The sequence below is a fragment of the Streptacidiphilus jeojiensis genome (genome assembly GCF_042510965.1).
In the GTDB taxonomy this organism is placed as follows: Bacteria; Actinomycetota; Actinomycetes; order Streptomycetales; family Streptomycetaceae; genus Streptacidiphilus; species Streptacidiphilus jeojiensis.
In genome coordinates this window covers 44,054-69,927 of sequence record NZ_JBEUKS010000024.1, presented here as the reverse complement: position 1 = coordinate 69,927, position 25,874 = coordinate 44,054, and the positions used below count along the sequence as shown (strand labels likewise).

15 protein-coding genes are annotated in these 25,874 nt (G+C 71.6%); 5 read left to right on the top strand and 10 right to left on the bottom strand.

The window, feature by feature from the left end:
* The 3 genes from ABUW04_RS39320 to ABUW04_RS39310 all read right to left on the bottom strand — a co-directional run.
* On the bottom strand, positions 1–806 hold an 806-nt coding region (locus ABUW04_RS39320; RefSeq protein WP_380569096.1), incomplete at its 3' end, for a DUF222 domain-containing protein.
* A 232-nt stretch (positions 807–1,038) separates the two neighbouring features.
* Positions 1,039–1,920 (bottom strand): class I SAM-dependent methyltransferase, encoded by an 882-nt coding sequence (locus tag ABUW04_RS39315; protein ID WP_380569094.1) that lies wholly within the window; start codon positions 1,918–1,920, stop codon positions 1,039–1,041.
* Between the two features lie 623 nt (positions 1,921–2,543).
* Positions 2,544–3,263, bottom strand: a complete 720-nt coding sequence (locus ABUW04_RS39310; RefSeq protein WP_380569091.1) for an SDR family oxidoreductase — start codon at positions 3,261–3,263, stop codon at positions 2,544–2,546.
* Positions 3,264–3,452: 189 nt separating this feature from the next.
* Here ABUW04_RS39310 and ABUW04_RS39305 point away from each other — a divergent pair, with 189 nt between their 5' ends.
* Together ABUW04_RS39305 and ABUW04_RS39300 are read left to right on the top strand one after the other, a co-directional pair.
* Entirely contained in the window at positions 3,453–4,262 is an 810-nt protein-coding gene (locus tag ABUW04_RS39305; protein ID WP_380569089.1) for a LysR family transcriptional regulator, read from the top strand.
* Positions 4,263–4,416: 154 nt separating this feature from the next.
* Positions 4,417–5,637, top strand: a complete 1,221-nt coding sequence (locus tag ABUW04_RS39300) for a hypothetical protein (RefSeq protein ID WP_030248635.1) — start codon at positions 4,417–4,419, stop codon at positions 5,635–5,637.
* On the opposite strand, the gene ABUW04_RS39295 is transcribed toward ABUW04_RS39300, so the two are convergent.
* Positions 5,619–6,782 carry an acyltransferase family protein gene (locus ABUW04_RS39295; protein ID WP_380569086.1) on the bottom strand — a complete coding sequence of 388 codons (1,164 nt, stop codon included), beginning with the start codon at positions 6,780–6,782 and terminating at the stop codon, positions 5,619–5,621. The genes ABUW04_RS39300 and ABUW04_RS39295 overlap by 19 nt on opposite strands.
* Before the next feature lie 311 nt (positions 6,783–7,093).
* Here ABUW04_RS39295 and ABUW04_RS39290 point away from each other — a divergent pair, with 311 nt between their 5' ends.
* A complete protein-coding gene (locus ABUW04_RS39290; protein WP_449341767.1) occupies positions 7,094–10,213 on the top strand; it encodes a bifunctional [glutamine synthetase] adenylyltransferase/[glutamine synthetase]-adenylyl-L-tyrosine phosphorylase in 3,120 nt (1,039 codons plus the stop codon).
* Between the two features lie 54 nt (positions 10,214–10,267).
* Here the strand turns inward: ABUW04_RS39290 and ABUW04_RS39285 are convergent, their stop codons facing one another.
* Positions 10,268–11,317, bottom strand: coding sequence for a phosphatase PAP2 family protein (locus ABUW04_RS39285; protein ID WP_380569084.1), 1,050 nt, complete (start codon positions 11,315–11,317; stop codon positions 10,268–10,270).
* A 366-nt stretch (positions 11,318–11,683) separates the two neighbouring features.
* Here ABUW04_RS39285 and pulA point away from each other — a divergent pair, with 366 nt between their 5' ends.
* On the top strand, positions 11,684–17,224 hold the full coding sequence (gene pulA, locus ABUW04_RS39280) for a pullulanase-type alpha-1,6-glucosidase (protein ID WP_380569082.1): 5,541 nt from the start codon (positions 11,684–11,686) through the stop codon (positions 17,222–17,224).
* Positions 17,225–17,303: 79 nt separating this feature from the next.
* Here the strand turns inward: pulA and ABUW04_RS39275 are convergent, their stop codons facing one another.
* From ABUW04_RS39275 to ABUW04_RS39260, 4 genes are all read right to left on the bottom strand, one after another.
* Entirely contained in the window at positions 17,304–19,547 is a 2,244-nt protein-coding gene (locus tag ABUW04_RS39275) for an ArnT family glycosyltransferase (RefSeq protein WP_380569080.1), read from the bottom strand.
* Positions 19,544–20,833, bottom strand: coding sequence for a glycosyltransferase (locus tag ABUW04_RS39270; protein WP_380569078.1), 1,290 nt, complete (start codon positions 20,831–20,833; stop codon positions 19,544–19,546). Before ABUW04_RS39270 ends, ABUW04_RS39275 begins: the two co-directional genes overlap by 4 nt.
* A gap of 173 nt (positions 20,834–21,006) precedes the next feature.
* Positions 21,007–22,719: an MFS transporter gene (locus tag ABUW04_RS39265; protein WP_380569076.1), complete on the bottom strand. Its 1,713-nt coding sequence runs from the start codon at positions 22,717–22,719 to the stop codon at positions 21,007–21,009.
* Positions 22,720–22,939: 220 nt separating this feature from the next.
* Positions 22,940–23,569, bottom strand: a complete 630-nt coding sequence (locus ABUW04_RS39260; RefSeq protein WP_030248622.1) for an acetate uptake transporter — start codon at positions 23,567–23,569, stop codon at positions 22,940–22,942.
* 181 nt (positions 23,570–23,750) lie between these two features.
* Here ABUW04_RS39260 and ABUW04_RS39255 point away from each other — a divergent pair, with 181 nt between their 5' ends.
* Positions 23,751–24,977 (top strand): cytochrome P450, encoded by a 1,227-nt coding sequence (locus tag ABUW04_RS39255; RefSeq protein ID WP_380569074.1) that lies wholly within the window; start codon positions 23,751–23,753, stop codon positions 24,975–24,977.
* A 40-nt stretch (positions 24,978–25,017) separates the two neighbouring features.
* Here the strand turns inward: ABUW04_RS39255 and ABUW04_RS39250 are convergent, their stop codons facing one another.
* The gene (locus ABUW04_RS39250) at positions 25,018–25,827 is read right to left on the bottom strand and encodes an MBL fold metallo-hydrolase (protein ID WP_380569072.1); all 810 of its coding nucleotides are present in this window, start codon (positions 25,825–25,827) and stop codon (positions 25,018–25,020) included.
* Between the last annotated feature and the right edge of the window lie 47 nt (positions 25,828–25,874).

Here is a 25,874-nt window from a genome sequence, read left to right as displayed (position 1 = left end):
CCGATCAGGGTGTCGAACGGGACGGTGACCACGATCGTGGCGGTGGTGGAACTTGTCGCGGTTCCGGAGACAAGTTCCACCAGGGCGTCGGCGCAGCGTTGGGGCAGGGTGCGGCCGTCCGCATCGAGGGTGTGGGCGTGGGCGGTGACGGCGGCGTCGACCAGGGCGGCGTCGCCTGCTGTGAGTAGGGCGCCGTACCAGGCCATGCCCTCGGGGTGGGGCTGCAGGGTGGTGCGCCGGTCCTCCCGGGCGCGGGTGTGGCGCTGCTCGGCGCCGGCCGGGTCGGCCTTGAGCACGGCCCGGCTGATGGCCTTACGGGCCGCACCCACCGTCTGGGTCGGCAGCTTGGGCAGGACCAGGGCCTCCACGCGGGTGGCGGTCTCGTCGTCGAGGGCGGCGGTGTGTTCCAGCAGGGCTTTGAGGTGCATGATCTGCACCTGTCCGCCCGCCAGCAGCCCCAGCGCGGTCGGGAAGCGGGCGGTGAGCTGCTGGGCTTCGACCAGGCGGGCGCGGGCGGTGTCCGGGGAGATCCGCAGCGCACAGGCCACCTGCTCCTGCGTCTCCAGGAAATCCCCCAACGCATCCGGCCGTCCGGGGATGCAGGTCAGCGGCTGCTCCTGCAGTCCGGCCAGCATGGCGATCTGTACGGCCTCCAGCCAGCACCGCGCCCGCGCGACCGCCACCAGCGCATCGATCCGCCCCGCCGCCGACAGCGCCGCACCCTCCAGCTCGGCGATCCCGGCCACACTCTCCGCCCCCGGCACCGCCCGCGCCAACCCCGCCGCCAGCGCGTCAGCCTCCTCCAACCAGCCCACCACAACCACCCCCTCCAGGTACTCCGTACACCCCTGATTCTATCGTGACCCACCGTCAAAACTCTTACTGAAAGGGCCTCTGAGCTGTATGAACAGGTGCGAATCGAACCCCTGCGCGCCCCCGGGTGCACGAAGGAACGCCCTCCGTTCCTCCGGATGTGCGGGGCGGTCTCGAGCCGAACGTGCGATTCGTCCCCGCGCGGGCAGTGAGGGCGCCGTTCGGTCAGCCCACGTCGGCCTGGGGGCGCAGCCGGGTGGTGGCGATGTTGAGGTGCATGCCGGCGGGGAGGTGGCCGGTTGTGTCGAGCAGGGAGGGGGCGGCGGTGAGGAACTCGGCGCGGAGGCGGGCGGTCTGGTTCTCGTCGAGGGCCGCCAGGTCGTAGAAGGCGTCGGTGAGGGACTCCCAGACCTGCTCGGGGGCGCCGCCCATGTCGATGACGACGGTCGTCCAGCTGACGGGTTCGAACCCAGCGGGGGTCAGCAGCTCGTCCAGGCCCTCGCGGGTGCGGGTCCGACGGTCGCCGAGGCGTGGTAGGGAGCGTTCGGGCGGGACGGCGCTGAAGTAGGGGGCGGCGATTTCGAGGAACAAGCCCATCGCCTCGCCCTTCACCGACCCGCCGCCCACGGCGACGGCGAGCCTGCCGCCGGGGGCGAGGACGCGCGAGGCTTCGGCCGCGACCTGCTCCACATCGTTCATCAGCATCAGCGCCATGTGGGACACCACCGCGTCGAACGAGTCGTCAGTGAAGGGCAGTTGCTGTGCCCGGCCCTGGCGCAGATCCGCCCGGGCGAGTGCGGGACGGCGACGGGCGAACGCCAACTCGGCTTCGGAGAGGTCGATCCCGGCCAGTTCCTCGGCCCCGGCCGCCGCCAGCACTTCGAGCAGCGCACCGTCGGCGCAACCGAGGTCCAGCACCCGCCGGGCCCCGGAGACTTCGGCCGCCAGCAGCTGGTACCCGGTGCGGCAGTCAGCCGACGGTGCGCCCTCCATGTTGACCGACTGCCGACCGGGGAGGCGGTTGTGGAAGTCACGGAGGAAAGCCTCGGCGGCGGAGTGAGCGGAGTCGACGGAGTCAGCACGCGGGGAAGCCGGAGTCGTCGTCATTGCGCGACCCTAACAAGCGCGGCCGGCCCGCAGGTGCTGTTCGGCGGTGGTCGGCAGGGCGGCGTAGCTGGTTGCTTGCGGAAGCTGTGGGTGGCTTACATGGCGGCACCGATGCCGCCCGCCCCCGTCCGTGGCTTGTTGCTGTTGCTCGGCTCCGCCTCGCGGGCTAACAGCAGGGAGGGGGCGTCCTGGTTGGGCGCCGTAGGCCCGTGGCGGGGGCGTGCGGGGTGGGGCAGGGGCGTGCGGTGGGCTGAGTTGCTTGAACTCGGGTCACTTCTCGTACATGGGGTCACTCGTCGTACGGAGATATCGAACAAATCCGGGCATTCGCGTAGATCAAGTGACCCAATGTCCGAAGATTGACCCAAAGTGTAGAGGGCATCTACTGGCGAATCGTTTCTCCAGCCGCGCCACCGACCGACCCGCCACCCGGCAATGGCGAGCCCCCGCACCCCTCCCGTCCTTGTCGCCGCGAGCGAAGCGAGCAACAGCAACAAGCCACGGACGGCGGAGGGCGGCAACGGAGCCGCCATGTAAGCCACCCACGGTTTCCGCCCCCGTACCCTCCGGCCTGATCCCGAACCTGTCTCCGTTCTGGGGACAGGTTCGGGATGGATCCTCAGTCAGACCAGTACGGTGCCGCCGTCGACGACCACCACTGAGCCGGTGGTGTAGGCGCCGCGCATCAGGTAGAGGTAGGCCTCGGCGACGTCCGCCGGTTCGCCGATGCGGCCGACGGGGAGGGACTCGGCGGCGGAGGCGAAGAGGCCCTCGCGGTCGGCCTGCGCCAGGTCGCGCCACAGGTCGGTGCGGACGACGCCCGGTGCGACCGCGTTGACCCGGAGCGGGGCGAGTTCCAGGGCCAGGGCCCGGGTCAGCGACTCCATCGCTCCGCAGAGGCTGGCCGCGACGGTGGTGCCCGGCATCGGGCGGCGTCCCGCGGTGCCGGTGGTCAGCACCACGGAACCGCCCTCGCGGATCGACGGGGCTCCGCACTTGACGGCCGTGTAGGCGCCCCACAGCCGGGTGTCCAGGAAGCCGCGGGCCCGCGCCAGGTCCGACTCGGCGAGGGTCTCCAGCAGCAGGGACTCGCCCGCCGTGAAGACCAGGTGGTCGTAGCCGCCGATCCGCTCGAAGAAGGCGGCGACGGCCGCCTCGTCGGTCGCGTCGAGGACGTGGCCCTCGGCGGTCCCCGGCAGGCGCTTCAGCGCGCTGTCCACGCTCTCCTGCCTCCTGGAGGCGACGATCACCGCGGCCCCGTCCTGCGCTGCCGCCTCCGCGACCGCGAGCCCGATGCCCGTGGTGCCGCCGATGACGACGATCCGCTGTCCTTGCAGGCCCATGTCGGTTCCCTTCGTAGGACCGGCCGGCTGACCGCTCCGCGCTGCCGACCGGTCCGGATTGCTCGTGCTCTGGCGTGATCTAGCCTGCGGCCGGGTCCGGCCCGTCGTCCAAGACCTCTTTCGGCAGTGGCGATACCCTGAAGGCATCGCCACCGGAGCAGAGCAGAGCAGAGCTGGGGAAGGTGCGGCATGGATCTGGACCTGCGGAAGATCCGCTACTTCGTCGCCGTCGCCGAGCTGCTGAACTTCGGACGTGCGGCCGAGCGGCTGCACATCGCCCAGCCGGTGCTGAGCCGTCAGATCCGGGCCCTGGAGAAGGACCTGGATGCCACGCTCTTCGTGCGGGACAGCCACGGCGTGACACTGACGGCCGCCGGGCGCCAGCTCCTCGACGACGCGCAGCACCTGCTCGCCGGCGCCGAAGCCGCCCGCCGCAGGGTGCACCGGGCCGCCCGCGGGCCGCGCCGGCTGGTGGTCGGTTTCCGGGCCGGGGTCGTCGTCACCGGGGTGATCCGGGCCTTCGGCGCCGCCCATCCCGATGTGGAGGTCCAGGCGCGCCGGGTCGAGTGGGACGACCAGGAGGACCTGATCCTGGACGGAACCGTCGACCTCGCCTACCTGCGCAGGCCGATCCGGGAGCAGGGACTGAGGCTGCTGCCGGTGTTCACCGAGGCGCGGGTGGCGATGCTCCCGGCCGACCACCGGCTGGCGGGCAAGCAGGACCTGGCCCTGGCCGACCTCGACGCCGAGCCCCGGCTGCGCTACGTCGACGCCGGCCCGGACGACCCGCCGATCCGCACCGTCGAGGAGAAGTTCGAACGCGTCGCCGCCGGCCACGGCATCACCCTGGTGCCGCAGTCCGTCGCCGAGCAGTACTCGCGCCCGGACATCACCTACGTCCCCGTCCTGGACGCGGAGCCGGACCAGGTGTTCCTCGCCTGGGAGGCGGCCCGCCGCTCGCCGCTGGTCGCCGCCTTCGTGACGGTCGCCCAGAGCTGAGGCCCGAGGCCCTCGGTCGTCGCCACTAACGGACCATCAGATCCGGCATCTGACGACCCGTCGTGTTCGGATGAGGTGATCTGCCAGTACGTCGATCACCACGTCGATCACGACGAGTACGAACCGAGAGGACCCGATGCACCGCAGGACCGCAGTGACGACCCCCCGCTCGCGCAAGCTGATCCGTGCCACCGTCGCCGTGGCGGTGGCGGGCGCGGCAGCCGCCTCCCAGCTGGTTTTCGCCTCGGGCTCCGGCGCGCTGGCCCCGGCCCGCCCCGGACCGCTGCCCGTGACGCGTGCCGGCGACAGCACCGGACAGCACCCGATCCCCATGAAGACCCGCTACCAGGCGGACATGAACGGATCCATCACCCGGATCGCCAACACCCTGATGACCTGTGACGAGAAGAAGCCCCCGGTGACCCCGGGCGTGGCCTCCTGCCTCGACGCACGCAAGGGCATCGGCCAGGGCATCTACAACAACAACTACATCATGCGGTACGTCAACCAGTACCCCGGGAAGTTCAAGCTGCCGGCCTCGGAGGGCGGCGGCTACGAGACGCTGTACTCGTCCAGCGGCGCGGTGATGAACCTGTCGAAGGGCTCCGACATCAAGTACGCCCGGCTGTACTGGGGCGGAACCCGAGGCCTGGGGAACGATGTCCTGCCGCTGACGAAGGTCGACGGGGTGCTCTTCAAGGGCGCCAAGGACAAGACCTACCACGAGGTCAACACGGACGACAACGACCTCGGCTACATGACCGGCATCGGAACCGGCAACGCCATGGAGCACGGCTACCAGGCCTCCGCCGACGTCACCGACATCGTCCGCAAGAACGGCAACGGCAACTACATCGTGGCCGACATGGACTCGAAGGTGCAGTCGCACAGCTGGGGCGGCTGGACCCTGGTCGTGGCCTACGAGAACTGCGACCTGCCCTACCGTCACATCACCCTGGACGACGGCTTCCAGATCGAACTGCCGAAGTCGGCACCGATCAAGGTGGACATCTCCGACCTGAAGACGCCCGCGAGCGGGCCGATCAAGTCCGTGCTCGGGTACGTGGCCTACGACGGCGACCGCACCTACACCGGTGACACGGTGACCGTGAAGTCCACCAACGGGCCGCTGACGCAGCTCAGCCTGCCGGAGAAGCCCGCGAACGACTTCATGAACTCGACCATCATCGACAACGCCGGGACCGTCGCCGGTGCGCGCACGCCCAACTACGTCAACCAGATGGGCTACGACTCGAACCGGCTCGACATCTCCGACTTGATGCGGAACGGCGACACCGGTCTGGAGTTCACCTTCGACACCAAGCTCGACGGCTACCAGATCGGCGCGATCTTCTCCTACACCGACCTGGAGTAGGACCGGTCGGCGGCGGACCGGGGGCCCGGGACACCGGGTCCCCGGCCACGCGGAGGTCCGTCCGCAGGCTCGTCCGCCGGCCGCGGACGTCCGCGCAGCGCGGCTTCCAGCGGGCGCTCCACCCAGGTGTGCAGGGCGCCCGCCAGGACCAGGCTCAGGGCGGCGACGAGCACCCAGCCCGTCGCCGCCTGCGCCGTGCCGTGCGGGGGCCCCACCAGCAGCAGCGCCAGCCGCAGGCAGGTCTGGTGCACCAGGTACCAGGCGAACGACCAGTGGCCCAGCCGCCGCATCCAGGGCCGCGACAATGTCCCGCCCGGGCGCCCGCCGTCCGCGTCACGCCCGGCGGCAGCCAGCACCAGCACCGCGAACAGCGGCGCCACCAGCAGCTGCGAGCCGCTGTACGGTCCGTACCAGCGGCTCTCGGGCACCGCCGCCGACCAGGGCACCAGCGCCAGATGCCACAGCACCAGCGCAGCCACCGCGGGGCCGACGGCCACCCGCAGCCGCCACCCGCGCCGGAACGCCACACCCGCCACGGCGCCCAGCAGGAACTGCGGGGTACGGGTCAGCGGCAGGTAGTCCAGCAGCCAGTCCCGCAGGGCGGGCGATCCCATGTACGCCCCGGCGAGCCACAGCCCGACCCCGACGCAGCAGGCCGCGGCGGCGAGCAGGGCGAGGGCGCGGTCGCCGCGCCGCAGCAGGGCACGCAGCAGCGCGGGCAGCAGCAGGTAGAACCAGGCCTCGGCGCTCAGTGACCAGGCGGCGGGGTTGCCCCCGTACACCGTCGACGGGGCCCAGGCCTGCAGCAGCGGCAGCGACCACAGCGCCGCCCGCCACGGCAGCAGGCCGCCGGCGGCGGCGGTCACGGCGAGCGCGAAGCCGGTCGCCAGGACGTGCAGCGGCCAGACCCGGGCGAACCGCCGCCGGTAGAAGACCCGGGCCGGTACTGCGGCCGCGCCGGCGTAGGACCAGGCCAGCACGAAGCCGGACAGCACGAAGAAGAAGGTCACCCCGTCCCTGCCGTACCAGACCAGGGAACTGACGAGTGGTAGCCGGTGGTACTGCCGGCTGAGGTGGTACGCCACCACCAGCAGTGCGGCCCAGAAGCGCAGCCCGGTCAGCGAGGGCAGCCGGTCACGGTCCATACCCCGGACAACGCCCACCCGCAGCCAGGAGTCACGCGAGCCGCCCGGCCCCCGCGTGGTTGTGAGTCCCCGCGTGGGTGTGAGTCCTCGCGCAGCAGGAGTCACCGCGCCGCACCGGGACTCCATCCCCCGGGGGGCGACCCCCCGGACCCCCGCGTTGTTGTGAGTCCTCGCGGAGCAGGAGTCACCGCGCCGCACCGGGGAAGAACGGCTCAGTGGCACGTAGTCTCGGATCTTGGTTCGGTTGTTGTTCGACGTTCGACGGTTGATCGCATGGGAGGGGCAGCGCCTTGGAGCAGGCAGGCGGCGGGTTGGACGGCCCCACGGCCAGCGGTGACGGCTATGCGCCCCCGGCGCCCCGCGGCGCGCGGCGGGTCAATCCGGCCGCGCGGCTGGTCCGGCGCGGGTTCACCGACCCCGAGGCCGCCGTCAGGCGCCTCGCGGAGCCGGACCTGGCCGCGCACGCCAGTGACAGCGTGCTGCTCGACGCCCTCGCCGCCACCGCCGACCCCGACCTGGCCCTGCTGGGCCTGGCCAGGCTCGCGGAGGCCTGCGCGCCGGCCGAGCGCCGGACCCTGCTGGACACCGTCACCACGGCCAAGCCGCTGCGGGACCGCCTGCTCGGCGTCCTAGGCGCCAGCGCTGCCCTCGGCGACCACCTCGCCCGCCACCCCGAGGACTGGCACGCGCTGGTCACCTTCGAACTCCACGACATCCACCCGGGCCCCGAGGAGTTCCTGCGCACCCTCTACCACCACATCTGGGACACCCACGCCCACCTTCCGCGCGCCGACGCGCTCCGTACCGGCTACCGCCGCTGCCTGCTGGGCATCGCCGCCCGCGACCTCACCGGGACCACCCAGATCAGCCAGACCGCCGCCGAGCTGGCCGACCTCGCCGGGGCCACGCTCCAGGCCGCGCTGGACATCGCCGCCGAGGAGGACCCGGTCTCCGCCGCGGCCTGCCGGCTGGCGGTCGTCGCCATGGGCAAGTGCGGCGGCCACGAGCTGAACTACGTCTCCGACGTCGACGTCATCTTCGTCGCCGAGCCCCGCGACCCCCATGAGCACCACTACCCCCGGGACCTTGTCGGGGCCGCTGCGGAGAGCGACGACGGCACCGCCGTCCGGGCCGCCACCCGGCTGGCCGCCCGCCTGATGCGGCTCTGCTCCGACACCACCCGAGAGGGCGTGATCTGGCCGGTCGACGCCAACCTCCGTCCCGAGGGCAAGAACGGGCCGCTGGTGCGCACCCTCGCCAGCCACCTCGCCTACTACCAGCGCTGGGCCAAGACCTGGGAGTTCCAGGCCCTGCTCAAGGCCCGCCCGGTGGCCGGCGACGCCGAACTCGGCCGTGCCTACCTGGACGCGGTGACCCCGATGGTCTGGCAGGCCGCGGAGCGCGAGAACTTCGTCCCGGACGTCCAGCAGATGCGCCGCCGGGTCATCGACGCCATCCCGGTCGCCGAGGTCGAGCGCGAGCTCAAGCTCGGCCCCGGCGGGCTGCGGGACGTGGAGTTCTCGGTCCAGCTGCTGCAACTGGTGCACGGCCGGGCCGATGTGACGCTGCGCAGCGCCACCACGCTGGATGCGCTGGCCGCGCTCTCGGCCGGCGGCTACGTCGGCCGCGCCGACGCCGCCGCGCTGGACTCCGCGTACCGCTTCCTGCGGGCGATGGAGCACCGCATCCAGCTCTACCAGCTGCGCCGCACCCATCTGGTGCCGACCGGAGAGGACGACCTGCGGCGGCTGGGCCGGTCGCTGGGCATGCGGGCCGATCCGGTCCAGGAGCTGCGCCAGGAGTGGCGGCGGCACGCCCGCGAGGTGCGCAGGCTGCACGAGAAGCTGTTCTACCGCCCGCTGCTGGACTCGGTGGCCCGTCTCGACACCGCCGAGGCCGGGCTGACGACGGCTCTGGAGACCGCCAACGGGGGCGGCCTCAGCGCCGCCGCCGCGCAGGCCCGGCTGGCCGCCCTCGGCTACCGCGAGCCGGCCGACTCGCTGCGCCATCTGCGCGCCCTGGCCGGCGGGGTCAGCCGGCGGGCCGCGCTGCAGCGCACCCTGCTGCCGGTGATGCTGGGCTGGTTCGCCGACTCCGCCGACCCCGACTCCGGGCTGCTCAACTTCCGCAAGGTCTCCGACAGCCTGGGCTCGACCCCCTGGTACCTGCGGCTGCTGCGGGACGAGGGCGCGGCGGCCGAGAACCTGGCCCGCATCCTGTCCTCCGGACGGCTCGCCCCCGACCTGCTGCTGCGCGCCCCCGAGGCGGTCGCGCTGCTGGGGGACCGGGACGGGCTGCTGCCGCGCGGCCGGCAGGCGCTGGAGCGCGAGATCGACTCCGCGGTCGGCCGGGCCGCCGACGCCCCGGCCGCGGTGGCCGCCGCCCGGTCGGTGCGCCGCAGGGAGCTGTTCCGTACCGCGGCCGCCGATGTGTTGGGCCGTCTGGGTGACAGCCCGGGCGAGGCCGTCTCGACCTCCGGCGCCGCGCTCACCGCGATCACCACCGCCACCATCACCGGCGCCCTGCGGGCCTGCACCGACGCGCTGGAGGCGCGGGACGGGGAGCCGCTGCCGACCAGGATCGCGGTCATCGGCATGGGCCGGTACGGCGGCGCGGAGCTCGGCTACGGCAGCGACGCCGACGTCATGGTGGTCCACGAGCCGCTCCCCGGCGCCGACGAGACCAAGGCGACCAATGCGGCCCGCCAGATCTTCGAGGAGGTCCGCAGGCTGCTGCAACTGCCCTCGACCGAGCCGCCGCTGCTGATCGACGCGGATCTGCGTCCCGAGGGCCGGCAGGGGCCGCTGGTGCGCACCCTGGCCTCCTACGCCGCTTACTACCGGCGCTGGTCGCGGACCTGGGAGAGCCAGGCGCTGCTGCGGGCCGCCCCGGTCGCCGGGGACGCCGACCTGGGCGCCGCCTTCGTCGCACTGGTCGACCCGCTGCGCTACCCGGCCGCCGGGGTCAGCGAGACCGAGCTGCGGGAGATCCGGCGGATCAAGGCCAGGGTGGAGACGGAGCGGCTGCCGCGCGGCGCCGACCCGACCACCCACACCAAGCTGGGCCCGGGCGGCCTGGCCGACGTCGAGTGGACCGTGCAGCTGCTCCAGCTGCAGCACGGGCACCGGGTGGCCGGGCTGCGCACGACCAGGACCAGGGAGGCGCTGGCGGCAGCGGTGGAGGCCGGTCTGGTGGCGCCCGCGCAGGCGGAGGCGCTGGACACTGCCTGGGTGCAGGCGACCCTGGTGCGCAACGCGGTGATGCTGGTGCGCGGCCGGGCCGGGGACAGCTTCCCCGGCGACCCGCACGAACTGGCGGGCGTGGCCCGCTACCTCGGCTACGGGGCCGGGCACGCCGGGGTGATGGTGGACGACTACCGGCGCAGGGCGCGGCAGGCCCGGACGGTGGTGGAGGAGCTGTTCTACGGCTGAGGGACTGCCCGAGGGCGTGCCGGATCGAACGGGCGCGCGCCCGTCAGCGGTTGGCTAGCGGTTGGCCGCGACCGGGGCCAGTTCGGTCTCGTCCGAATCCGAATCCGAGCCGGGGGTCGGGTCGGCGGAAGGGCCCGTTTCCGGGGCGGTGTTTGCACCGGCATCCGGGGCGGTGACTGCCCCGATCGCGGGGGCGCTGCCGGTCAGCGTGGTCGGCTCGGTGGTGGTGCGCGGGAAGGCGAACACCCAGCGGCCGTACACCAGTCGCGAGGTCAGCAGTCCTATGCCGGTGCAGGTCGCGCCGGCGACCGCGTCCATGAAGAAGTGGTTGCCGCTGGCCACGATGACCACCAGGGTGGCCAGCGGGTACAGCAGCGCGACGGCGCGCACCCAGCGCCTGCGGGCCAGGAAGGCGATGGTCAGCCCGCACCAGAGGGACCAGCCGATGTGCATCGAGGGCATCGCGGCGAACTGGTTGGACACGCTGGCCATGTCGCCGGAGGCCATCGAGCCCCAGGTGTGGTGCTTGGCGACGGTGTCGATGAAGTCGCCGCCGGTCATCAGCCGCGGGGGGGCCAACGGGTAGAAGTAGTAACCGAAGAGCGCGATCGCGGTGGTGACGAACAGCGAGAGCCGCGCCGCCGCGTAGCGTCCCGGCTGGGTGCGGAACAGCCAGACCAGCACGCCGATGGTCATGATGAAGTGCAGCGTGGCGTAGTAGTAGTTCATGCCGGTGATCAGCCAGGTCACCGAGTCGAAGGCATGGTTGATCGACCGCTCCCAGGCGAAGCCCAGGGTCTGCTCCAGGTGCCAGACGTCGTGGGCGTTCTGCTCGGCCCGGTTCTTCATCTCCGGGACGGCGTTGCGCACCAGCGAGTAGAGCCAGTAGCTGACACCGATCAGTACCAGTTCGAACCAGAGGCGCGGACGGCCGGGGGAGTGGAAGTGGCCGCGCAGCGGGTGCCAGCACCGCTGCCACGCGCGCCGCGCAAGGCTCTGCTCTTCGGCGCTGACCGTGGTTCCGTCGGGGGCGACGGAACCGGACGGACGCATCGCCGCGGCGACGCTGGCGCCGCCCTCGTGATCCCGCTCAGGTTCCCCCATGGGGCAGTAGTCTGCCATGCGGCCTCCCGGGACCCGATCACCCTCTGGTTGGGGATTCGCTCGCCGATATCCCTCTGAAGTCCTACTCAAGTCCTACGGCTGTACACCGCAGAGTCAGCCGGCCGACTCCGAACACGCACGCGATCCTATCCGGCGTGGCGCAGTCGCGTTACTGGGGGCCGTGCTCATACCTGTGACCAGGGTGATTTGGATGAGTGGGTTGGAAATCGTTTCTGCATCTTGCTGAAACATCTTGCGGCCAGTACGGTCCTGGCATTGCTGACGCCGCCTCAAGGGAGAGCCCGCGTGGCCACCAGGTCCCACCGCACCAGATCCAATCCCACCCGATCCAGGCTCGGCAGTTTCGTGACGACGGCCGCCCTGCTCGCACCGGCCTTCGCCGCAGCCGCGCCGTTCCCGGCGGCTGCCGCCCAGCCTCTGACAGCCCCCGCCGCCACCACCGTCACCACGACCAGCACCACGACGAGCACCACTGCCACCACCACGACTGCCACCACCACTGCCGCCAAGCCGCTGGCCGCCGCCCCCTCCGACAAGGCGCTCGCCGCCACCCCGGACCGGCACGACCTCACCAAGGAGCAGTACTACTTCGTCCTCCCCGACCGCTTCGCCAACGGGGACACCGGCAACGACACCGGGGGCATCACCGGCAGCCGGATGGACAACGGCCTGGACCCCACCGACTCGGGCTTCTATCACGGCGGTGACCTCAAGGGCCTGATCGGCAAGCTGGACTACATCAAGAAGCTGGGCACCACCGCGATCTGGATGGCGCCGATCTTCAAGAACAAGCCGGTGCAGGGCACCGGGTCGGACGCCTCGGCCGGCTACCACGGCTACTGGATCACCGACTTCACCCAGGTCGACCCGCACTTCGGCACCAACGCGCAGCTCAAGGAGCTGATCCAGAAGGCCCATGCGATGGGCATGAAGGTCTTCTTCGACGTCATCACCAACCACACCGCCGACGTCGTCGACTACGCGGAGAAGACCTACGACTACCGCTCCACCGGTGCCTACCCCACCCTGGACTCCAGCGGCCGTCCGGTCGACACCACGGCGCTGGCCGACGCCAACGCGCTGAACGGCACCTCGCTCTACCCCAAGCTCACCACCAGCGCCTTCCCGTACACCCCGATCTTCGACTCACCGGCCGACGCCAACGCCAAGTCGCCGTCCTGGCTGAACGACCCGACGCTCTACCACAACCGGGGCAACTCGACCTTCACCGGCGAGTCCGGTACCGAGGGTGACTTCTCCGGCCTCGACGACCTCGACACCCAGGACCCGAAGGTGGTCCAGGGCATGGAGAAGATCTACGAGGACTGGGTGAAGAACACCGGCGTCGACGGCTTCCGCATCGACACCGTCAAGAACGTCGACATGGCGTTCTGGCAGCAGTGGGCTCCGGCGCTGAAGAAGTACGCCGCCGCGCAGGGCGACAAGAACTTCTTCATGTTCGGCGAGGTCTACGACAGCGACACCTCCACCACCTCGTCCTACGTCACCCAGGGCAAGCTGCAGGCGACCCTGGACTTCCCGTTCCAGTCGGCCGCGCAGACCTACGTCGCCAACGGCGGCTCGGCCAAGGCGCTCTCCGCCGTCTACGGGAACGACTACAAGTACACGACGGCCGACACCAACGCCTACGAGCTGCCGACCTTCCTCGGCAACCACGACATGGGCCGGATCGGCTACTTCCTGCAGTCGGCCAACCCCGGCGACAGCAACGCCCAGCTGCTGAAGAAGGACCAGCTGGCCCAGCAGCTCCAGTTCCTGACCCGCGGCCAGCCGGTCGTCTACTACGGCGACGAGCAGGGCTTCACCGGCTCCGGGGGCGACAAGGCGGCCCGCCAGGACATGTTCGCCTCGCAGACCGCCTCCTACAACAGCGACACCGTCATCGGCGGCAGCTCCGGCTCGGCCGCCCGCTACAGCACCAGCACCCCGCTGTACTCGACCATCTCCACCCTCGCCGCGCTGCGCAAGGCCAACCCGGCGCTGGAGGACGGCGCCCAGGTCGAGCGCTACGCCGCGGACGGCCCCGGGGTCTACGCCTTCTCCAGGATCGACGAGAAGCAGCAGGTGGAGTACCTGGTCGCGGTGAACAACGCGACCACCGCGCAGAGCGTCAGCGTCCCCACCTACTCGGCCGGGATGACCTTCGACCCGATCTACGGCGGCTCCACCGGAGCCTCGCCGCTCGGCGCGGTCACCACCGGCAGCGACAGCAAGCTGGCCGTCACCGTCCCGGCCCAGTCCGCCGTCGTCTACAAGGCGACCAAGCGACTCGCCGCGCCGACCGCCGCCCCCGCGATCACCCTCACCGCCCCCGCTGCGGGCTCGACCGGCACCGTCACCGTCGCCGCGACCGTCCCCGGCAGCGGCTTCGACCGGGTCACCTTCGCGGCCGCCGTCGGCGACGGCAAGTGGCAGACCCTGGGCACCGCCGACCACGCTCCGTACCAGGTCACCGAGAACCTGGCGAACGTCGCCGACGGCACCACGGTCCGCTACAAGGCCGTGGTGGAGGACAGCGCCGGACACCTGGCCGACGCCACCGGGAGCACCACCGTGGGCACCGTCCCGCCGGTGACCAAGCCCAGCGCCACCTCGCGCACCTACGCGGTGGTCCACTACCACCGCGCCGACGGCGACTACAGCGGCTGGAACCTCTACGCCTGGGGGGACATCGCCGACGGCGAGGGGACCACCTGGCCGGCCGGGCACCCCTTCATCGGACGGGACGCCTTCGGCGCCTTCGCCTACGTCAAGCTGAAGGCCGGCGCCGCCAACGTCGGCTTCATCGTGGAGGACAACGGCACCAAGGACGGCGACGCCGACCGGTCGATCGACCTCTCGTCGACCGGAGAGGTCTGGGTCAATTCCGGCGACACCACCACCTACACCACCAACCCGGGTGCGACCTCGACCGTCCCGGCCGACACCGCGGTCATCCACTACCACCGCACCGACGGCAACTACACCGGCTGGGGCCTGCACGACTGGACCGGCGCGGCCACCCCCACCGACTGGACCAGCCCGCTCCAGCCCTCCAGCACGGATGCCTTCGGTGACGTCTTCACCGTGCCGCTGGCGTCGGGGGCGACCGTCCTCGACTACATCATCCACAACGGCGACACCAAGGACCTGCCGGACAACCAGGAGCTCAACTTCGCGGTGAACGGCCGCGAGGTGTGGATCACCGACTCCACTCCCGGCTACATCCTGCCGCAGTCCACGGCCTCGGCCGCGGACCTCGACCTGACCCAGTCCAAGGCGCAGTGGATCGACGGCACCACCGTCGCCGTCCCGGCGGCCTGGGGCTTCGGCCAGAACCTGGCGGCGGGCGCGTCGGCGGAGATGGTCTACTCACCCACCGGCGCCCTCGCGGTCAAGGACGGCGACCTGACCGACCCCGGCTACTGGCTCCGGCTGCTGCCCGTCAGCACCGGTCTGACGGCGGCCCAACTCGCCGCCCACCCCGAGCTCAAGGGCTACGCAGCCTTCACGGTCGACCCGCGCGACCGGAACCGGATCACCACCGCACTGCGCGGCCAGCTGATCATGACGGAGCGTGAGGCCAACGGCGCACTGCTGGCCGCCACCGGGGTGCAGATCCCGGGCGTCCTGGACGCCGTCTACGCGACCAAGGCGGTCAACGCCACCCTGGGCCCGGTGGTCTCGCACAACTCGGCCGAGCTGTCGGTCTGGGCCCCCACCGCGCAGTCGGTCAGCCTGGAGCTCTACGACGGCCCCGCCGGCGGCACCGCCCGCACCGTCGCCATGCACCGGGACGACTCCACCGGAGTGTGGTCGGTGACCGGGCCCGCCTCCTGGAAGGGGAAGTACTACCTCTACCAGGTGCAGGTCTGGGCGCCGAGCGTGCAGAAGGTGGTCACCAACCACGTCACCGACCCCTACTCGCTGGCCCTGTCCGCCGACTCCAAGCGCAGCGAGATCGTCGACCTGGACGACCCGTCGACCGCGCCCGAGGGCTGGAGCGGTGACCGGTCGCCCAAGGCGCTGACCTCCACCCAGCAGGAGATCCAGGAGCTGCACGTCAGCGACTTCTCCTCGGCCGACACCACCGTCCCGGCCGCCGACCGCGGCACCTACCTGGCCTTCAACGACCTGGACTCGGACGGCATGAAGCACCTCGCCGCCCTGGCCAAGTCCGGGGTCACCACCGTCCACCTGCTGCCGACCTTCGACTTCTCCTCCGTCCCGGAGACCAAGTCCGAGCAGACCACCCCGGCCTGCGACCTGGCCTCCTACGCCCCCGACTCGCAGTCCCAGCAGGCCTGCGTCAGCGCCTCGGCGGCCACCGACGACTACAACTGGGGCTACGACCCCTACCACTTCACCGTCCCCGAGGGCTCCTACGCCACCGACGCCGACGGCACCGCACGCACCGAGCAGTTCCGGCAGATGGTCGCCGCGCTGCACAGGATCGGCCTGCGGGTGGTCATGGACGTGGTCTACAACCACACCGCAGCCTCCGGCGAGGCGGCGGCCTCGGTCCTGGACCAGATCGTCCCGGGCTACTACCAGCGCCTGAGCGCCACCGGCGCGGTGACCACCGACAGCTGCTGCGCCGACACCGCGCCCGAGCACACCATGATGAACAAGCTGGTGGTGGACTCCACCCGGACCTGGGCCGCCGAGTACCACGTCGACGGCTTCCGCTTCGACCTGATGGGTCTGGACCCCAAGCAGACCATGCTGGACGTCCAGGCCTCGCTGAAGAAGACCGGGCGCTCCGAGTTCCTCTACGGCGAGGGCTGGAACTTCGGCGTCGTCGCCAACGACGCCCGCTTCGTCCAGGCCACCCAGACCAACATGGCCGGCACCGGCATCGCCACCTTCAACGACCGCCAGCGCGACGCGGTCCGCGGCGGCGGCCCGTTCGACACCGACCCGCGGATCCAGGGCTTCGCCTCCGGCCTCTACACCGATCCCAACGGCGCCGCCGTCAACGGCACGGCGGCTCAGCAGAAGGCGAACCTGCTGCACGCCATGGACCAGCTGAAAGTCGGCCTCACCGGCGACCTGGCCTCCTACTCCTTCACCGACAGCAGCGGAAAGACCGTCAAGGGCTCGGAGGTCGACTACAACGGCTCGCCGACCGGCTACACCGACGCCCCCGGGGAGGCCATCACCTATGTGGACGCCCACGACAACCTGGACCTCTACGACGCGCTGATCTACAAGCTGCCGACCGGCACCTCGATGGCGGACCGGGCCCGGATGCAGTCGCTCGCGCTCGCCACCACGGCCCTCTCCCAGGGTCCCGGATTCGCGGTGGCCGGCAGCGACCTGCTGCGCTCCAAGTCGCTCGACGCCAACTCCTACGACAGCGGTGACTGGTTCAACGCGATCCACTGGAACTGCACCCAGGGCAACGGCTTCGGCCACGGCCTGCCGCTGGCGGCGGCCAACCAGTCCTCCTGGACCTTCGCCCAGCCGCTGCTGGCCCGGACCGACCTGGTCCCCGGCTGCGCCGCCGAGCAGTCGGCCTCGGCCCAGTACCAGCAGTTCCTGCAGATCAAGAAGTCCACCCCGCTGTTCTCACTGACCACCGCCGCCGCCGTGCAGCAGCGCCTCAGCTACCCGCTCTCGGGCACCTCCGGCGAGACCCCGGGCGTGATCACGCTGCACCTCGACGGCACCGGCCTGAACACCTACAAGTCCGTCACGGTCGTCTTCAACGCGACCCCGACCAGCCAGCAGCAGACCGTCACCGGTCTGGCCGGCACCAGCCAGAAGCTCCACCCGGCCCAGGCCGGCGGCTCGGACCCGGTGGTCCGCAGCTCCGCCTTCGACCCCACCACGGGCACCTTCACGGTCCCCGCGCGGACCGTGGCGGTCTTCGTCCAGCAGTAGCAGCTCGGGCGCAGAGCCCGGACGCCCGGCCCCGGATCGCAGTGATCCGGGGCCGGGCGTCCGTCTGCTGCGACCGGCGTCAGCCGGAGGTGGTCGCCGCGGTCAGGTCGTAGACGGTGGTGCCGTCCACGGTGGTGGCCTTGTAGTGGGCCTTCACCCAGGCGGTGATCTGGGAGGCGGAGCCGGTGCTGCCGCCCTGGCCCCCGGTGGAGGCGGCGATGAAGTAGTGGATCTTCCCTTCCTTGACGTACTGCTCGAACTGGGCCAGCGTCGGCGAGTTGTCGGTGCCGTTGAAGCCGCCGATCGGCATCACCGACTGCTGGGTGGCCAGCTGGTAGCTGGCCGCGTTCTGGGAGCCGATGGTCGCGGCGACCCAGGTGTAGCTGGAGGCGTTCTTCTCCAGCAGGGTGGTCATCGCGGAGCTGACGGTGGCTCCGTTGAGCAGGCCGCTGGCGCCTCCGCCACCCATGGAGCCCTGCTCGGTGCCGGACGGTGCGGTACCGGTCCTACCGGTTCCGCCGGTCGTGCCGCCGGTGGTCCCACCCGGCATGCCGGCCTGCGAGCTGCTGCCGCCCGCGGCGCCCGCACCGGCCGCGGCACCCGCGCCGCCGCCGGCGCCGGTCGGGGGCGTTCCGCCGCCACCCGTGCCGCCGCCGAAGCCGCCGGTCTTGCCACCGGCGCCGCCGGGCATCCCGCCGCCCATGCCGCCCATTCCGGTGCTCGGACCGGCGGTCGGGATGGAACCGGTATGACCGGTGGACGCGGTGTCCGCCGCATAGGCGGCCTGGCCGGCCAGCATCGAGATCAGCGCGGCGACCCCGGCGGCCACCATCAGGCGCTTGATCCCGGAAGCGGCCGGGACGAAGGCGTTGGCCAGGAACAGCGCCGCCGCGGCCAGCCCCAGCAGCAGCACCAGCCAGCGCACCGCCGGGTAGAAGTCCGCGCTGCGGTTCAGCAGGACGAAGGCCCAGATCGCCGAGACGGCGATGGTGGCCGCGCCGACCGTGGCCACACCCGGACGCCTGCGCCCGCGCCAGACGGCCTCGGCGCCCATGCCGACCAGGGCGGCGATGGAGGGGGCCAGCGCCACGGTGTAGTAGGCGTGGAAGATGCCGCTCATGTAACTGAAGGTGAGCGCGGTGAAGAGGAACGAGCCGCCCCAGAGCAGGAAAGCCGCCCGCGCGGTGTCGGCCCGCTTGGCCCGACGGGTGACCCAGACGCCGAGGGCGAGCAGGATCACCGCCGCCGGGATCAGCCAGGAGATCTGACCGCCGATGTCCGAGCTGAACAGCCGGGTGATGCCGGTGGCACCCCACTGGCCGGTGGAGCCGGTACCGCCGCCGCCCACGCTGCCGGTCTCATCGCCCGTCAGCCGCCCGAAGCCGTTGTAGCCGAAGGTCAGCGACAGGAAGGAGTTGTCGGTGGAGCCGCCGATGTAGGGACGGTCGGCCGCCGGGACCAGCTGGACGATGGCGACCCACCAGCCGCCGGCGAGCAGCATCGCCAGGGTGCCCCAGGCCAGCTGGCCGACCCGCTTCCGCAGCCGGTGCGGGCCGAAGGCCAGGTAGACGGCGGCGAAGGCCGGCAGCACCAGGAAGGCCTGCAGGGTCTTGGTCAGGAAGGCGAAGCCGATCAGCGCTCCGGCCAGCACCACCCAGCGGGTGCGGCCGTCCTCGTGGGCCCGCAGCATCGCGTAGGTGGCCAGCGTGAGCAGCAGCGCCAGCAGCGCGTCCGGGTTGTTGAAGCGGAACATCAGCACCGCGACCGGGGTCAGCGCCAGTACCGCGCCGGCGATCAGCCCGGCGTGGGCGCTGAAGCGGCGGCGCACCGCCGCGTAGACGGTACCGACGGTGGCGACGCCCATCAGCGCCTGCGGGACCAGGATCGACCAGGAGCTGAGGCCGAAGACCCGCACCGACAGGCCCATCACCCACAGCGCCGCCGGGGGCTTGTCGACGGTGATGGAGTTGCCGGCGTCCGAGGAGCCGAAGAAGAACGCCTCCCAGTTCTTGGAGCCGGCCTGCGCCGCCGCCGAGTAGAAGGAGTTGGCGTAGCCGGAGGCGCTGAGGTTCCACAGGTAGAGCACGGCCGTGGCGAACAGCAGGCCGAGCAGGGCCGGGCGGACCCAGCGGGGGTCCTCGGGCCGGCCGCGCCAGACCCGGCCGGGGAGGGTGCGGACCCGCTCGCCGAGCGGCAGCCGGGGTTTCTGCGGCGGCGGATCCCAGGTCGGGAAGAGCGGCTCGGGCCTGGCCCGGCCGTGGGACCGGGGTGCGGGCGGCTGCTCGCTGAGCGGGGTGTCGGTCTCGGGGGCGTGGATGGTCATGCGGAGTTCCTCTGCTGGTGCCGGTGCTGGCTGCTGTGCTTGCGGAAGACCCAGGTGCGCAGCAGGACGAAGCGCACCAGGGTGGCGGCGAGGTTCGCCGCGACGAGTACGGCCAGCTCCGTCGCATGGCCCGGGTCGGGGGAGAGGGCGTGCAGCAGGGCGAGCGAGCCGCTGGTGAGCACCAGGCTCAGCAGGAACACGGCCAGGCCCTGGGCCTGGTGCCGTCCGGCGCCCGACCCCCGCACGCCGAAGGTGAGCCGGCGGTTGGCCGCGGTGTTGGCGATCGCGCTGAGCAACAGTGCTGTGGCGTTCGCCAGTTGAGTGCCCATCAGGGTGCCGGCGAGGCTGAACAGCACCAGGTAGAGCAGGGTGCTGGCGGCGCCGACCGCGCCGAAGCGCAGCAGCTGTCCGCCGAGACCGTGCGGGACGCCGGGGAGTTCCGGCTGCTCGGGCTCGGGCCGCCGGAGTTCGGCCAGCGAGATGCTGCCGGTGGCCAGGCCCCGGCCGACCCGCCAGCAGCCCTTGAGGTCGGCCTTGGCGGTGGCCACGATGTCCACGCTGCTGTTGGGGTCGTCGACCCAGTCGACCGGCACCTCGTGGATGCGCAGTCCGGCGCGTTCGGCCAGCACCAGCAGTTCGGTGTCGAAGAACCAGCCGGTGTCCTCGACCATCGGCAGCAGCCGTTCGGCGACGTCGGCCCGGATCGCCTTGAACCCGCACTGGGCGTCGCTGAAGCGCACCGACAGGGTCCGGCGCAGGATCTGGTTGTAGGCGCGGGAGATGAACTCGCGCTTGGGCCCGCGCACCACCTGCGAGCCGCGGGCCAGCCGGGAGCCGATGGCGATGTCGGAGTGGCCCGAGATCAGCGGGGCGACAAGCGGCAGCAGCGCGCTGAGGTCGGTGGAGAGGTCGACGTCCATGTAGGCGAGCACGGGTGCGTCGGAGGCGGCCCAGACGTTGTTCAGCGCCCGGCCGCGCCCCTTGAGCGGGAGCCTGCGGACGCACACCGCGGGCAGTTCGCGGGCCAGTTGCTCGGCCACCACCGGGGTGCCGTCGGTGCTGGCGTTGTCGGCGATGGTGATCCGGAAGCCGTACGGGAAGGCGCGGTCGAGGTAGGCGTGCAGGCGGTGCACGCTGGGGCCGAGGTCGTGCTCCTCGTTGTACACGGGGACCACGACGTCGAGCATGGGCGTTTCCAGCTCGGCGGGCAGCGGGTCACGGCGCGGCAGCGGCCGTACCGTGACCCCCTGGGCCGGCGTCGAGGGTGCTGCGATGGTTGTGGACATGGAGCAACCGTCGCGGCCGGGTCTGAGAGGCCGCTGAGCCGCCGTTGAGATCGGCCTTCAGATCACGGACCCGTAACGGCCCGAACATGAAGGGCCCTTCACCCGCGCCCCGAAAGGGGCGCGGGGAACTGCGCAACCCCGGCTGAGACGGCGGACCAGCCGGGCGCCGAGGCTCAGCCGCTCTCGCCGTCGCCTTCCTGGCCGCCGCCGGCCATCGCGGCCATCTCCAGGTCCACCAGCCGCTGGTGCTCCTCTGCGTCCTCGCGCGCCTTCTTCGGGCTCCAGCGCCCCGCCATCACGAACAGGAACGGCAGGAACAGCACCTGGCCGGCCAGGCAGACGAACCACCAGGTGCGCCAGTTGCCGGGGTTGTCCTTGGCGGCCTTCTGCACCGTGGTGCCGTACTGCTGCAGCACCGCGAGCTGGGGCTGGGCCTTCTGCACCGTCTGCAGGCCGGGCAGGCCCACCTGCTGCACCGCCTGGGCCTGCAGCGCGGGCGGGATCGCGGTCGGCGGGTACTTCTGCAGCTCGGCGAAGAGCTGCGGATGGGCGTTGACGATGGCCAGCGCCGGACCGGCCTGGGCCTCCGCGGTCGCCACCGCCGCGCCGTGCTCCACCAGCGGGGTCGCCGTGGTCACCACCACCGGGACGAACGCGGCGGACACCGCGACCACGATCCGGATGATCCAGCCCCACACCGCGAGGCCGGTCGCCGTGGCGGCCGGGTTGTGCTTCTCCACGGTCTCGGTGAAGCTCGCCATCCACGGCGCGTAGGTCAGCCCGCTGAGCACGCCGATGCCGATGAACATCCAGGCGAAGGTGTAGTAGCCGGTCTTGGCGTGGGTCGCGCTGAGCGCGAAGATCAGCGTCACCACGATGCTGCCGACGGCGCCCACCAGCATGAACGGCTTGCGCACCTTCAGCCGGTCCGAGGCCAGCCCGGCGACCACCAGGGCGATGGCGTTGGCTGCCCAGTACCAGTTGGCCAGGGCGTTGACCCGCTGCTCCGAGTAGCCGAATACGGTCGAGAAGTAGACCACGAAGTTGCCGACCGCGGCGAAGTACAGCAGCAGGAAGATGCTGATGGCGACGGCCGAGCCGACCACGTCCAGGCGCATCATCTGGCGCCAGTGGCTGCCGGACTCGACCTCGCCGAGGTCCATGCCCTTGGCCCGGGCCTCGACCAGGGCCCGGTCGCGCAGGGTCACCATGATCTGGTCGCGCAGCCGGGGGGACAGCTCGCGCAGCGCGACCAGCGACAGCAGGAACACGATCAGCGTGGAGATCCCGGCGTAGCGCAGCTCGTCCTGCCAGCTGGAGGAGTTCAGGGTGCTGCTGGTCACCGTGGTGACCACCAGGCTGCCCAGCACCGGGCCCATGGTCCAGTAGCCCATGGCCGTGGCCCGGCCCAGCTGTGGTGAGAAGTCCCTGATCAGGGCCGGTGTCGCCACCAGCACGATGCCTTCGACGAAGCCGACCAGGGCGAACAGGATCAGGTAGGACAGCTCGCCGGAGGCGTTCGGCAGGCCGAACAGCACCAGCAGTCCGGTGACCAGCAGCCCGTACACCACCATGTTGGCCCGGCCCCAGCGGTCGGCCAGGCCCGCGATCAGCGAGGCGAAGGCGCCGACGGCGTTGCCGACCACGGAGACCCAGATGAAGTAGCGGTAGGTCATGTGGAAGTGGGTGATGATCGAGGTCGCCACCGCGTACTGGATGTACAGGGCGTAGTACAGAACGATCGTGGTCAGCACCACGATGGCCAGGTAGGCGTAGCGGCGGCCGGTGTCCGGGTAGTGGGCCAGGTCGCGCTGCCAGAGCCGGGTGAGTGCGCCGGGCGCGGGTCTGGAGGCCGGCGCGTCTGCGTTGAAGGGAGTGGTGGTCATGCTGCTCCTCGGGGCACCGGTGCGTACGGGATGCGGACGGACGGGACGGCGCGCGATCGTGCCGGGACGCACGCCCGCAAGGGCACGGGCCTCGGCGGCGAGGGCGTGAACGGAGGTTAGTACCGACTGGTCGGTACGGACCAGATGCGTGCATGCACCAGTTGCGTGGAAGGCGGCCCCGGGGATCCCGGGGCCGCCTCCGGCGGTACCTGTCGGTGCGTCAGACGCTTCTGCTGGGAAGCGTCACCGGGAGCAGTTGGCGGTTGAAGGTGCTGCTGACCACCCCGGCGAAGGAGGTGTACCAGGCCAGCAGTCCGGTGATCAGGCCGAGCCAGCCGCCGGCCTTGGTGATGTTGCCGGTCCCGGAGAACTCGCCGACGGCCAGCACCACGAAGGTGAGGGTCAGCGCGACGAAGACGGCGAGCACGGCGTGGTTGACCCGGACCGCGGCCACGGTCATGTAGAGCGTGAAGATGCCCCAGACCAGCAGGAACAGGCCGAGGGCGTTGTGGAAGTCGACCGAACTGGCGATGGCCGGCGCGACGTCCTTGACCAGGGCGTAGTAGGCCAGCCAGAACGCCCCGAAGGAACTGAAGGCGGTGGCGCCGAAGGTGTTGCCACGGCGGAACTCCCACATGCCGGCCAGGAGTTGGCCGAGACCGCCGTAGAACAGGGCGAGCGGGAGCACCACGGCCTCTGCGGTGGCGTTGAAGAATCCGGCGTTGAAGCAGCTGAGGACCAGGGTGGTCATGGCGAACCCGGCCAGGCCCAGCGGGGCGGGGTCGGCGATCGCGGATGCGGTTGCGGGGAGCGGGGTTGCCCGTTCTGTCTGCGGCTCGACTTCGGACATGAGGATGTGCCCCTTCCGACAAGAAGCTGACGCTGTCCATTATGTGACGGCTCAGCAGATAGAGCGCCGGGCCGGAACGGGTAGAAAATGTCATGTCTGCGAAAAGACGGGAACGCCTCCGCTTCCCCGCGAGTTCTCCGGTCCAGGAGCAGTTCGGCAACCGGCAGGGGGAGGCCCGGACATGGACGCGGCAGAGATCATCGGCCAACTGGCCCGCGCGGAGGGCCGGGTGGACCCGTACCCGCTGTACGCGCAGGCCCACCGGCTGGGCCCGGTGACCAGTTTCGCCGAGGACTGGGTGCTGGCCTGCGGCTACGACTCGGTCAACCGGGTGCTGCGCAATCCGGCCTTCGGCGTCGACAGCGACGAGCTGCGCCGGGCCCGCTTCGGCGACGAGCCGATCCCGGACTCGCTGTCGCTGCTGGGCGCCTCCATGCTGCAGAGCAATCCGCCGGTGCACACCCGGATGCGCGCGCCCATCGCCTCGGTGTTCACGCCCCGGCGGGTCGCCGCGCTGGAACCCGCCGTGGTCGGCGTGGTGGAGCGGCTGCTGGACGGGCTGGGCGGCCGTGACTCCGGGGACGGCCGCGGTGTGGACTTCATGGAGGAGTTCGCCTACCAGCTGCCGGTCAGCGTGATCTCCGAGCTGCTGGGCGTCCCGGAGCAGGACCGGCGGCCGTTCCGGTCGCAGATCCACGACCTCAGCAGGGTCCTGGAGTTCATGTCCGACGACAGCGATCTGACCGCGGCGGACGCCGCCGCCCGCGAACTCGGCGGCTACTTCGCGACCCTGGCCGAGCTGCGCCGCGCCGAGCCGCGCGACGACCTGGTCACCGCGCTGGTCCAGCTGGTGGACGCCGAGGATGCCCGGCTCGACACCGCCGAACTGCTCGGGAACCTGGCGCTGCTGCTGCTCGCCGGCTTCGAGACCACCACCAATCTGCTCGGCAACGGCCTGGCGCTGCTCTTCGACCACACCTCGGTGCGCGCGGCCCTGCTCCAGGGCGCCCTGCCGGTCGGCGACTTCGTCGAGGAGGTGCTGCGCTTCGACTCGCCGGTCCAGCTCACCTCCAGGACCGCCCTGTTCCGCGGGCTCGACGTCGACGGCGTGCCGCTGCCCCAGTACGGCGAGGTGGTGCTGCTGATCGGCGCGGCCAACCGCGACCCGGCCCGCTTCCACGACCCGGACCGCTTCGACCCCTGGCGGGCCGACAACCAGCCGCTGAGCTTCGGCGCCGGTATGCACTACTGCCTGGGGGCGATGCTGGCCCGGCTGGAGGCACGGACCGCCTTCACCGCCCTGCTGCGGCGCTTCCCGGCGATCGCCCCGGCGCAGGGCGCGCAGCCGGTGCGGCGGGACCGGCTGCTGCTGCGGGGGTACGCGACCCTGCCGGTGGACCTGGGCTGACGCGGACCCCCTGCTGACCTGGACCCGGGCTGACGCCGGGCTACCCCAGCTGGGCGTAGCCGCAGGCCACGGCGGACTCCAACTCGCTCGCGGGGTACGGCCAGCCGTCCTCCGCCAGGGCGTCCCGGAGCGGCACCCCGGCCCGGTGCAGGGCCCTGATGCGCTCGGCGAGCAGGCCGAGGGCGTCGCGCTGGGCCCGGACGAAGGCCGGGTCCACCGGGGCGCCGTGGCCGGGGACGACGACGGTGTCCGGCGTGGTCCGGGTCAGCAGGGTGTCCAGGGTGCCGGCCCAGTCCAGCGGGTGGCTGTCCGGGCCGAGCGCGGGCGGGCCGGACTCCTCGACCAGGTCGCCGGCCAGCAGTACGTCCGCGTCGGGGACCAGCACCACCAGGTCGCCGTCGGTGTGGCCGCGGCCCGGGTGGAACAGCTCGACGGTGCGGTCGCCCAGGTCCAGGCTGCTGCTGCGGTCCACCAGCCGCTCCGGGACCACCCGGGGCGGCAGCCGGTACCCGGCCCGGGTCCAGTCCGCGTCGGTCTCCCCGGCGCCCAGCGCGGCGGCCATCGCCCGGTGGCCCCACAGCTCGGCCGGCGGCAGCTGCCGCGGCGCCACGAACTCGGCGTTGCCGCCGACGTGGTCGAAGTGCACATGGGTGTTGACCACCCAGCGCACCGGCGCGGGGGAGAGCTGCCGTAGGTGCTCCCGCAGCTCCGCGGCCTCGGCCAGGTCGGTGCGGGTGTCCACCACCGCCAGCCCGTCGGCGCCGGCGATCACCGCGACGGTGACGTCGTAGGGGTCGTAGCGGCGCTGGAAGACGCGGTCGGCGACCTCGCGCCAGCTGGAGTCGGGCATGCGGTGATCATGCCAGCCGCCGGCGCCCCCGCGCACGCCGTCCGGGC

Excerpts from the sequence above, each read along its gene's own strand:
- ABUW04_RS39255 (WP_380569074.1), top strand. The coding sequence starts at position 23,751 with ATGGACGCGGCAGAGATCATCGGCCAACTGGCCCGCGCGGAGGGCCGG.
- ABUW04_RS39295 (WP_380569086.1), bottom strand. The coding sequence starts at position 6,782 with ATGGACCGTGACCGGCTGCCCTCGCTGACCGGGCTGCGCTTCTGGGCC.
- ABUW04_RS39285 (WP_380569084.1), bottom strand. The coding sequence starts at position 11,317 with ATGGGGGAACCTGAGCGGGATCACGAGGGCGGCGCCAGCGTCGCCGCG.
- ABUW04_RS39310 (WP_380569091.1), bottom strand. The coding sequence starts at position 3,263 with ATGGGCCTGCAAGGACAGCGGATCGTCGTCATCGGCGGCACCACGGGC.
- ABUW04_RS39260 (WP_030248622.1), bottom strand. The coding sequence starts at position 23,569 with ATGTCCGAAGTCGAGCCGCAGACAGAACGGGCAACCCCGCTCCCCGCA.
- ABUW04_RS39265 (WP_380569076.1), bottom strand. The coding sequence starts at position 22,719 with ATGACCACCACTCCCTTCAACGCAGACGCGCCGGCCTCCAGACCCGCG.
- ABUW04_RS39270 (WP_380569078.1), bottom strand. The coding sequence starts at position 20,833 with ATGTCCACAACCATCGCAGCACCCTCGACGCCGGCCCAGGGGGTCACG.
- ABUW04_RS39250 (WP_380569072.1), bottom strand. The coding sequence starts at position 25,827 with ATGCCCGACTCCAGCTGGCGCGAGGTCGCCGACCGCGTCTTCCAGCGC.
- ABUW04_RS39315 (WP_380569094.1), bottom strand. The coding sequence starts at position 1,920 with ATGACGACGACTCCGGCTTCCCCGCGTGCTGACTCCGTCGACTCCGCT.
- ABUW04_RS39305 (WP_380569089.1), top strand. The coding sequence starts at position 3,453 with ATGGATCTGGACCTGCGGAAGATCCGCTACTTCGTCGCCGTCGCCGAG.
- ABUW04_RS39275 (WP_380569080.1), bottom strand. The coding sequence starts at position 19,547 with ATGACCATCCACGCCCCCGAGACCGACACCCCGCTCAGCGAGCAGCCG.